The organism is Betaproteobacteria bacterium (genome assembly GCA_016791345.1).
Lineage (GTDB): Bacteria > Pseudomonadota > Gammaproteobacteria > Burkholderiales > JAEUMW01 > JAEUMW01.
Window position 1 is genome coordinate 1 of record JAEUMW010000445.1, and the last position, 8,548, is coordinate 8,548.

The following is an 8,548-nucleotide window of genomic DNA, read 5'->3' on the forward strand; positions in this document are numbered from 1 at the left end:
CTCGCCCCCACACGCAGGGGTCTGCCCTGGGGCACCGTGGGCCCTCATCCCCGGAGCCGCGGGTGCGGTAAGCTTACGCTACGGGTACTCGGCCCCGCGGCCTTGCATCCGTCATTCTGCCCATTCCAAGAAGCTTGTCTCCAGATGGCGCGAACCAAGACGACCAACAACTCCGCCGCGACCGTCGGCTTCGAAGCCAAGCTCTGGGCCGCGGCGGACGCGCTGCGCAACAACATGGACGCGGCCGAGTACAAGCACGTTGTCCTCGGCCTGATCTTCCTCAAGTACATCTCAGATGCCTTCGAGGCCAAGCACGCCGAGCTCGACGCGCAGCGCGCCGAGGGTGCCGACCCGGAGGATCCGGACGAGTACCGTGCCGCGAGCATCTTCTGGGTGCCGAAGGAGGCGCGCTGGTCACACCTGAAAGCGAACGCCCCGCAGCCGACCATCGGCACGCTGGTCGACGACGCGATGGCCGCTATCGAGCGCGACAATCCCTCGCTCAAGGGCGTGCTTCCCAAGGACTACGCGCGGCCGGGGCTCGACAAGCAGCGCCTCGGGCAGATCATCAACCTCGTCTCCGACATCGCGCTCGGCGACAGCGCATCCAAGTCGAAAGACACGCTCGGCCGCGTCTACGAGTACTTCCTCGCCCAATTCGCCAGCGCCGAAGGCAAGAAGGGCGGGCAGTTCTACACGCCCTCGCACGTGGTGCGCGTGCTCGTCGAGATGCTCGCCCCGTACAAGGGCCGCGTCTACGACCCCTGCTGCGGCTCGGGCGGCATGTTCGTGCAGAGCGAAAAGTTCATCGAGGCGCACGCGGGCAAGCTCGGCGACATCTCGATCTACGGGCAGGAGAGCAACTACACCACCTGGCGGCTCGCCAAGATGAACCTCGCGATCCGCGGCATCGACGCCCAGATCGCCCACGGCGACGCGTTCCACAACGACCGCCACCCCGACTTGAAGGCCGACTACGTGCTCGCCAACCCGCCGTTCAACGACAGCGACTGGCGCGGCGCACTCCTCAAGGACGACAAGCGCTGGGTCTATGGCGCGCCGCCGGCGGGCAACGCGAACTTCGCGTGGGTCCAGCACTTCCTCCACCACCTGGCGCCGGGCGGCATCGCCGGGTTCGTGCTCGCTAACGGCTCGATGTCGTCCAACCAGTCGGGCGAAGGCGAGATCCGCAAAGCCCTCATCGAGGCCGACCTCGTGGACTGCATGGTGGCGCTGCCCGGCCAGCTCTTCTACTCCACGCAGATTCCCGTGTGCCTGTGGTTCCTCGCGCGCGACAAAAGGGGTCGTCGTCATTCCAGCGCAGGGCCTGCCCCGGACTCGATCCGGGGCCGGGACCCAGTTTCACTTCGCGACCGGCGCGGGCACACGCTCTTCATCGACGCCCGCAAGCTCGGGACGTTGGTGGACCGTGTGCACCGCGAGCTCACCGATGCGGACATCGCGAAGATCGCCGGCACCTACCACGCGTGGCGTTCTGACCGTCATTCCGGCGAAAGCCGGAATCCAGCCGAGTATCAGGACATCCCCGGCTTCTGCAAGAGCGCCACGCTGGAGGAAATCCGTAAGCACGGCCACGTGCTCACGCCAGGGCGTTACGTCGGTGCCGCGGCGCAGGAGGATGACGGCGAGCCGTTCGAGGAGAAGATGAAGCGGCTCACAGCGACCCTATACGAGCAGCAGGCTGAGGCCGCGAAGCTGGATGCTGCGATTGCCGCCAACCTAAGGGAGCTGGGGTATGGCGGGTGAAGCTCGACTCGCCGACCTCTGCGAGTCCATCGTCGACTGTCCGCACTCAACCCCCGTGTGGACTGACAGCGGGGTTGTTGTCCTTCGCAATCAGAACATTCGTAATGGACGCCTCGTTCTCACTGAGCCGAGCTATACCGACGAAGCGCACTTCGCCGAGCGCACTCGGCGGGCCATGCCGACCGAAGGCGATCTCGTGATCACCCGAGAAGCGCCTATGGGTGAGGTCTGCATGATTCCTTCCGACTTACGCTGCTGCCTCGGTCAACGATTGGTGCTCCTGCGCCCGAACCGGAAACGAGCAGAGCCAAGGTATCTCCTTTACGCCTTGCAGTCGAAAGCCGTGCAGCACGAAATCGGCGTGAACGAGGGGACCGGCTCAACGGTGAGCAATCTCCGCATTCCGCTCTTGGAGTCGCTACCGATTCCGACAAGGCCGCTCTCCGAACAACGCGCCATCGCACACATCCTCGGCACGCTGGACGACAAGATCGAGCTGAACCGGCGGATGAGCGAGACGCTGGAGGGGATGGCGCGCGCGCTCTTCAAGTCGTGGTTCGTGGACTTCGACCCCGTCCGCGCCAAGGCCGAAGGGCGCGACCCCGGCCTCGCCAAGCCCATCGCCGACCTCTTCCCGGCCCGCCTCGTCCACTCCGAACTCGGCGAGATTCCGGAGGGGTGGGAGGTCGGTCGGTTTGGCGAAGTGGTGGAGCAGCTTCGCGACCAAGAGAACCCGCTCTCGTTTCCGGACGTGCTGTACCACCACTTCAGCATCCCGGCATTCGACGAGGGGCAGACAGCGAAGGCCGAGTTCGGCGAGAGCATCAAGAGCCTAAAGTCGCGTGTACCTCCCGGGGTGATCCTGATGTCGAAGCTCAACCCCGAGATTGAGCGGGTTTGGATGGTCGACGTACAGCCGTACGACCGATCGGTGTGCTCGACCGAGTTCCTGGTTCTGCGTTCCCGGCCTCCGTTCACGCGCGGCTATGCCTATTGCCTCGCGCGGTCGCCGCTGTTTCGGCAGCAGATCGAGGGTCTCGTTACTGGAACATCCAAGAGTCACCAGCGCGCCCAGGTGCGGTCGATCCTCGACCTCGCAGCAGTCAAGCCACCAGCGCGTGTCGTCGCAACGTTCGATGGGTCGGCCGAAGCCATGCTTGCGCGAACGCTCGAATGTCGACGCGAGGGCCGCACGCTCGCCGCCCTGCGTGACGCGCTGCTGCCCAAGCTCATCTCCGGCGAGCTGCGCGTGGGGGATGCGCTACAAGGAGTTCAAGCTTGGGAGCCAGCTACACAAGAGGTATTCGCCGAAAGCGTTGGACGTCATCCGCGACAAGTTGAAGACCGAGAGCATGGATGACATCTGGCAGCACCGACGCGGCGTTAGGGCAAAGGGATGACCAACGTCTAGTGCGTCCGCGCCGCAACCGTTCCGGACCGGAGGCAATGGGACATGATGGATGGTGAGCAAGCATGAACCGCATTCCTGTCGACCGAAAGCTGCTGACCTGGGCGCGTGAGCGCGCCGGGATGGACACGCTAGAGCTAGCAGGGCGTTTCCCGAAGCTCCACCAGTGGGAAGAAGGGACGTTGCTCCCGACCTTGCGGCAGCTCGAGGAATTCGCGCGCGCCGTACATGTTCCGATCGGCTATCTGTTTCTGCCGCGACCCCCGGAAGAGGCGCTACCTATCCCCGATTTCCGTACCTTGGCCAATCGCGTCGTCACCCGCCCCAGCCCGAACCTGCTCGACACGATCTACCTTTGCCAGCAGAGGCAGGACTGGTTCCGCGACTACGCTCGCGTGCACGCGCTGACACCTCTGGCCTTTGTGGGTAGCGTGCGGATACAGGACTCGCCCGAGCGCGTGGCTGAAGCGATGCGGCAGGCGCTCGATCTCTCTATCGCGGAGCGGCAGAGACTGCCCACGTGGACCGATGCGCTGCGCCAACTCATCGCGAAGTCGGAGGATGCCGGAGTGCTGGTGATGGCCAGTTCCATTCTCGGCAGCAACAGCCACCGCAAGCTGGATGTCGAGGAGTTTCGCGGCTTCGCGCTGGCAGATGATCTGGCGCCGCTGGTGTTCATCAATGCGGCCGACAGCAAGGCCGCGCAGATGTTCACGCTGGCCCATGAGCTGGCCCACGTATGGCTGGGTGAGAGCGGCGTTTCCGATCCGGTCGCAGGCCAGCTTCCAGAGCTGCGTGTGGAACGCTGGTGCAATGCGGTGGCGGCGGAGTTTCTGGTGCCCCTGGATGCGTTGCGGACCGAACACCAGGGCGACCCCCCGATTGGCGATGAAATCCAGCGTCTGGCGCGCATGTTCAAAGTCAGCACTCTGGTGGTGCTCCGTCGGTTGTTCGATGCGCGCTTTATCGATCAGGCCACGCTCTGGCAGAGCTACCGGGACGAGCTGACGCGCATCCGGACGCTCGACCGGGGTGGCACAGGCGGCGGTGACTTCTACCGCACGCTGGGGACGCGAACCGGTAAGCGTTTCGCACGGGCGGTGCTCTCCAGCACGCTCGAAGGGCAGACGCTCTTTCAGGATGCTTTCCGAATGCTGGGCGTGCGCAAGACGGCCACGTTCTATGAGGCGGCGCGCGAGTTAGGGGTAATGATGTGACCTACCTCCTCGACGCCAACGTCTTCATACAAGCCAAGAACCTGCACTACGGGCTGGACTTCTGCCCCGCATTCTGGGACTGGCTGATCGACAACAGAGCGGCGGATCGCGTGTTCAGCATCGACAAAGTGGCGGACGAGATCGCGGCCGGAGCGGACGAGCTGACCGATTGGATGCGTGGGCGTGGCACCGACCTCTTCGTGCGGACTGGCCCATCGGTCGCGGCGAAGTTCGGCGCTGTCAGCATGTGGGCGACGCAGCAACAGTACGAGCCGGCAGCCATCAGTACCTTCTTGCAGGTGGCCGACTTCTACTTGATTGCGCACGCCCTTGCAGATGGGCACATCGTGGTGACTCACGAAGTGCCTGCCAACTCCGTCAAGCGCATCAAGATCCCAAATGTCTGCATCGGCCTGGGCGTTCGATTCATGACACCCTACGAGATGTTGCGGCGAGAGCGCGCCCGCTTTGTACTGGGCCGTGGTGAAGTTGTGACATGAGTTCGGGCTTCACCGAATCTGTCGTTGAAGAGGCTGGCCTCGCTTTGCTTGAGGCCGGCGGCTGGCATGTCCGCAACGGCGCCGAGATCGCCCTGGGCGAACCTGCGGCCGAGTCGCGCGGGCCAACGATCAGCCGGGCGTCTTGCGCATGACTTTGAGCAAATATACTCTGCGTATTGAGTAAACCGTAGCTTCTCCCGATGACCTTCCAGCGCCCGCAAGGCGCCACTCTCTCCGAACGCCTGGCCGAGCCCCGCCACCACCTGCAGATGGTGGCGGGGCCGCGGCAGGTGGGCAAGACGACTCTGGTGCAACAGGTGGTCGAGTCAGCGGGCATCCCGGTGCGCAGCGCCAGCGCCGACGAGCCCACCTTGCGAGGGCTGCAGTGGATCGAGCAGCAGTGGCAGGCGGCGCGTCTCGCGGCGGCCGAGGCCGACACGACGGGCGCGGTGCTGGTGCTCGACGAGATCCAGAAGATCCCGAACTGGTCGGAGTCGGTCAAGCGTCTGTGGGACGAGGACACGCGCAAACGTGTGCCGCTGAAGGTGGTGCTACTCGGCTCGGCGCCGCTGCTGGTGGCGCAGGGGCTCACCGAGAGCCTGGCCGGGCGCTTCGAGCTCCTGCACCTGCCGCACTGGTCGTTTGCGGAGATGCGCGCGGCCTTCGGCTTCACCCTCGATCAATACCTCTTCTACGGCGGCTATCCGGGCGCGGCGCCGCTCGTGCGCGAACCGCAGCGCTGGGCGCGCTACATCGCCGATAGCCTGATCGAAACCTCGATCTCGCGCGACGTGCTGCTGCTAACGCGCGTGGATAAGCCCGCGCTGCTGCGGCGGCTGTTCGAACTTGCCTGCCGCTACTCCGGGCAGGCGCTTTCGTACACGAAGATGCTCGGGCAGTTGCACGACGCCGGCAACGCCACCACGCTGGCGCATTACCTGGAACTTCTTGGCGGCGCGGGCCTGGTCGTCGGCCTTCAGAAGTACGCCGGGGATATCGCCCGCAGCCGCGGGTCCAGTCCCAAGCTGCAGGTGCTCAACACGGCGCTGCTTACGGCCCAGTCCGGACTGTCACTGACCGAGGCCCGCGGCGATGGCGAGTTCTGGGGCCGGTTGGTGGAATCGGCGGTCGGCGCGCACCTGGCCAACGCTGCGGCAGGCGGAGAGTTCGAGCTCTACTACTGGCGCGAGCGCAATCAGGAGGTGGACTTCGTCGTGAAGGCCGGACGCCGGCTGGCGGCGATCGAAGTCAAGAGTGGACGTGCGCCCCAGGCCCACCGTGGCACAGCGGCTTTCGCGGCGGCCTTCAAGCCGTCGCGCAGCCTGCTCGTGGGCGGCGACGGCATCGAGTTGGGCGAGTTCCTGTCCCGGCCGGCGCGGCACTGGATCTCGGGATGAGCAGCACCTCCTTCACCGAATCCGTCGTCGAAGAGGCCGCGCTCGCGTGGCTCGAGAGCGTCGGCTGGCAGGTGCGCAACGGCGCCCACATCGCTCCCGGCGAGCCGGCGGCCGAGCGCGACGACTACGGGCAGGTGGTCCTGTCGCAGCCCCTGCGCGATGCACTCGCGCGGCTCAACCCGGCGCTGCCGCCCGAGGCGCTGGAGGACGCTTTTCGCAAGCTGACTCGGCCCGAAGGCGCGGACCTCATCGTGCGCAACCGCGCTCTGCACCGCCTGCTGGTGGACGGCGTGACGGTGCAGTATCGAGACGCCGACGGTGACATCCGGGGCCGGCAGGCGCGGGTAATCGACTTCGACGACCCGGCGGGCAACGACTGGCTCGCGGTCAATCAGTTCGCCGTCGCAGAACACAAACACACCCGCCGGCCCGACGTGGTGCTGTTCGTCAACGGTCTGCCGCTGGCGGTGATCGAGCTCAAGAACGCGGCGGACGAGAATGCCACGATCTGGAGCGCATTCCAGCAGCTCCAGACCTACCAGGCGGAGATTCCATCGCTCTTCGCACCGAACGGCGTGCTGGTCGTCTCCGATGGGGTCGAGGCGCGCGTGGGCACGCTCGGCGCCGGGCGCGAGTGGTTCAAGCCCTGGCGCACGATTGGCGGCGAGACTCTCGCCGACAGTTACATGCCCGAACTGCAGGTGGTGATCGAAGGCGTGTTCACGCAGCGGCGCTTTCTCGACTTGGTGCGCGACTTTCTCGTCTTCGAGGACAACGGCAGCGGGCGGCTCACGAAGAAGATGGCGGGCTACCACCAGTTCCACGCGGTGCAGGTCGCGGTGCGCGAGACGTTGCGCGCGGCGGAACTGGCCCGGGCCGATCGTGTGGCAGAAGAGGCCGGGCGCTACGAGGCGGGGCGCAAGCCAGGCGGCATGCCGGGAGACCGCCGTGTGGGCGTGGTGTGGCACACGCAGGGCTCGGGCAAGAGCCTGACGATGGCGTTCTACGCCGGCCGTGTGATCCGCGAGCCGGCGATGGAGAATCCGACGATCGTCGTGCTCACTGACCGCAACGACCTCGACGACCAGCTCCTTGGCACCTTCTCACGCTGCCAGGATCTGCTGCGTCAGCCGCCCGTGCAGGCCGCGTCACGCGCCCAACTGCGCGAGCTGCTGTCGGTGGCGGCGGGCGGCGTGGTATTCACCACCATCCACAAGTTCTTTCCGGAGGAGAAGGGCGACCGGCACCCGACGCTTTCGGAACGGCGCAACATCGTCGTCATCGCCGACGAGGCGCACCGCAGCCAGTACGACTTCATCGACGGCTTCGCGCGCCACATGCGCGACGCGCTGCCGCACGCCTCGTTCATCGGCTTCACCGGCACGCCGATCGAGCTGGCCGACGCCAACACGCGCGCGGTTTTCGGCGACTACATCAGCGTCTACGACATCCAGCGCGCCGTGCAGGACGGTGCGACGGTGCCGATCTACTACGAGAGCCGGCTCGCCAAGCTGGCGCTCGACGAGGCCGAGCGGCCGAAGATCGATCCCGACTTCGAGGAAGCGACGGAGGGCGAGGAGGTCGAGCGCAAGGAGAAGCTCAAGAGCAAGTGGGCGCAGCTCGAAGCCGTGGTCGGCGCGGAGAAGCGGCTGGAGTTGTTAGCGAAGGACATCGTCGAGCACTTCGAGAAGCGGCTCGAAGCGATGGACGGCAAGGCGATGATCGTCTGCATGAGCCGGCGCATCTGCGTGGAGCTGTATCGCGAGCTCGTGAAGCTGCGACCCGAGTGGGACGGCGCCGACGACGAGCACGGCGCGCTCAAGGTGGTGATGACGGGCTCCGCCTCCGACCCGGCCGACTGGCAGCAGCACATCCGCACCAAGCCGCGGCGTGAGGCGCTGGCCAATCGCTTCCGCGAGCCGAGGGACCCGTTCAGGCTGGTGCTGGTGCGCGACATGTGGCTCACCGGCTTCGACGCGCCGAGCCTGCACACGATGTACGTGGACAAGCCGATGCGCGGACACGGGCTGATGCAGGCGATCGCGCGCGTCAATCGCGTGTTCCGCGACAAGCCCGGCGGCCTCGTCGTGGACTACCTGGGGCTCGCGCAGGAGCTGAAAGCGGCGCTCGCGATTTACACCGAAAGCGGCGGCACCGGGCGCACGGCGCTGGACCAGGACGAGGCGGTCGCACTGATGCTGGAAAAGTACGAGGTCTGCGCCGCGCTCTTCCACGGTTTCGACTGGTCGAAGTGGACGA

General features: G+C 65.9%; 6 protein-coding genes. All 6 read left to right on the forward strand.

Annotated elements, in window-relative coordinates; genetic code table 11:
- The first annotated feature begins 144 nt into the window (after positions 1-144).
- Entirely contained in the window at positions 145-1,767 is a 1,623-nt protein-coding gene (locus JNK68_16765) for an SAM-dependent DNA methyltransferase (GenBank protein MBL8541996.1), read from the forward strand.
- Complete coding sequence (locus JNK68_16770; GenBank protein MBL8541997.1) at positions 1,757-3,127, forward strand: restriction endonuclease subunit S; 1,371 nt, start codon at positions 1,757-1,759, stop codon at positions 3,125-3,127. The genes JNK68_16765 and JNK68_16770 overlap by 11 nt, the downstream gene beginning before the upstream one ends.
- Before the next feature lie 113 nt (positions 3,128-3,240).
- On the forward strand, positions 3,241-4,392 hold the full coding sequence (locus tag JNK68_16775) for an ImmA/IrrE family metallo-endopeptidase (protein ID MBL8541998.1): 1,152 nt from the start codon (positions 3,241-3,243) through the stop codon (positions 4,390-4,392).
- Positions 4,389-4,892 carry a DUF4411 family protein gene (locus tag JNK68_16780; GenBank protein MBL8541999.1) on the forward strand — a complete coding sequence of 168 codons (504 nt, stop codon included), beginning with the start codon at positions 4,389-4,391 and terminating at the stop codon, positions 4,890-4,892. Before JNK68_16775 ends, JNK68_16780 begins: the two co-directional genes overlap by 4 nt.
- A 200-nt stretch (positions 4,893-5,092) precedes the next feature.
- Positions 5,093-6,289, forward strand: a complete 1,197-nt coding sequence (locus tag JNK68_16785; protein ID MBL8542000.1) for an ATP-binding protein — start codon at positions 5,093-5,095, stop codon at positions 6,287-6,289.
- The coding region (locus JNK68_16790) for a type I restriction endonuclease subunit R (GenBank protein ID MBL8542001.1) at positions 6,286-8,548 on the forward strand (2,263 nt) is incomplete at its 3' end. The genes JNK68_16785 and JNK68_16790, both read left to right, overlap by 4 nt.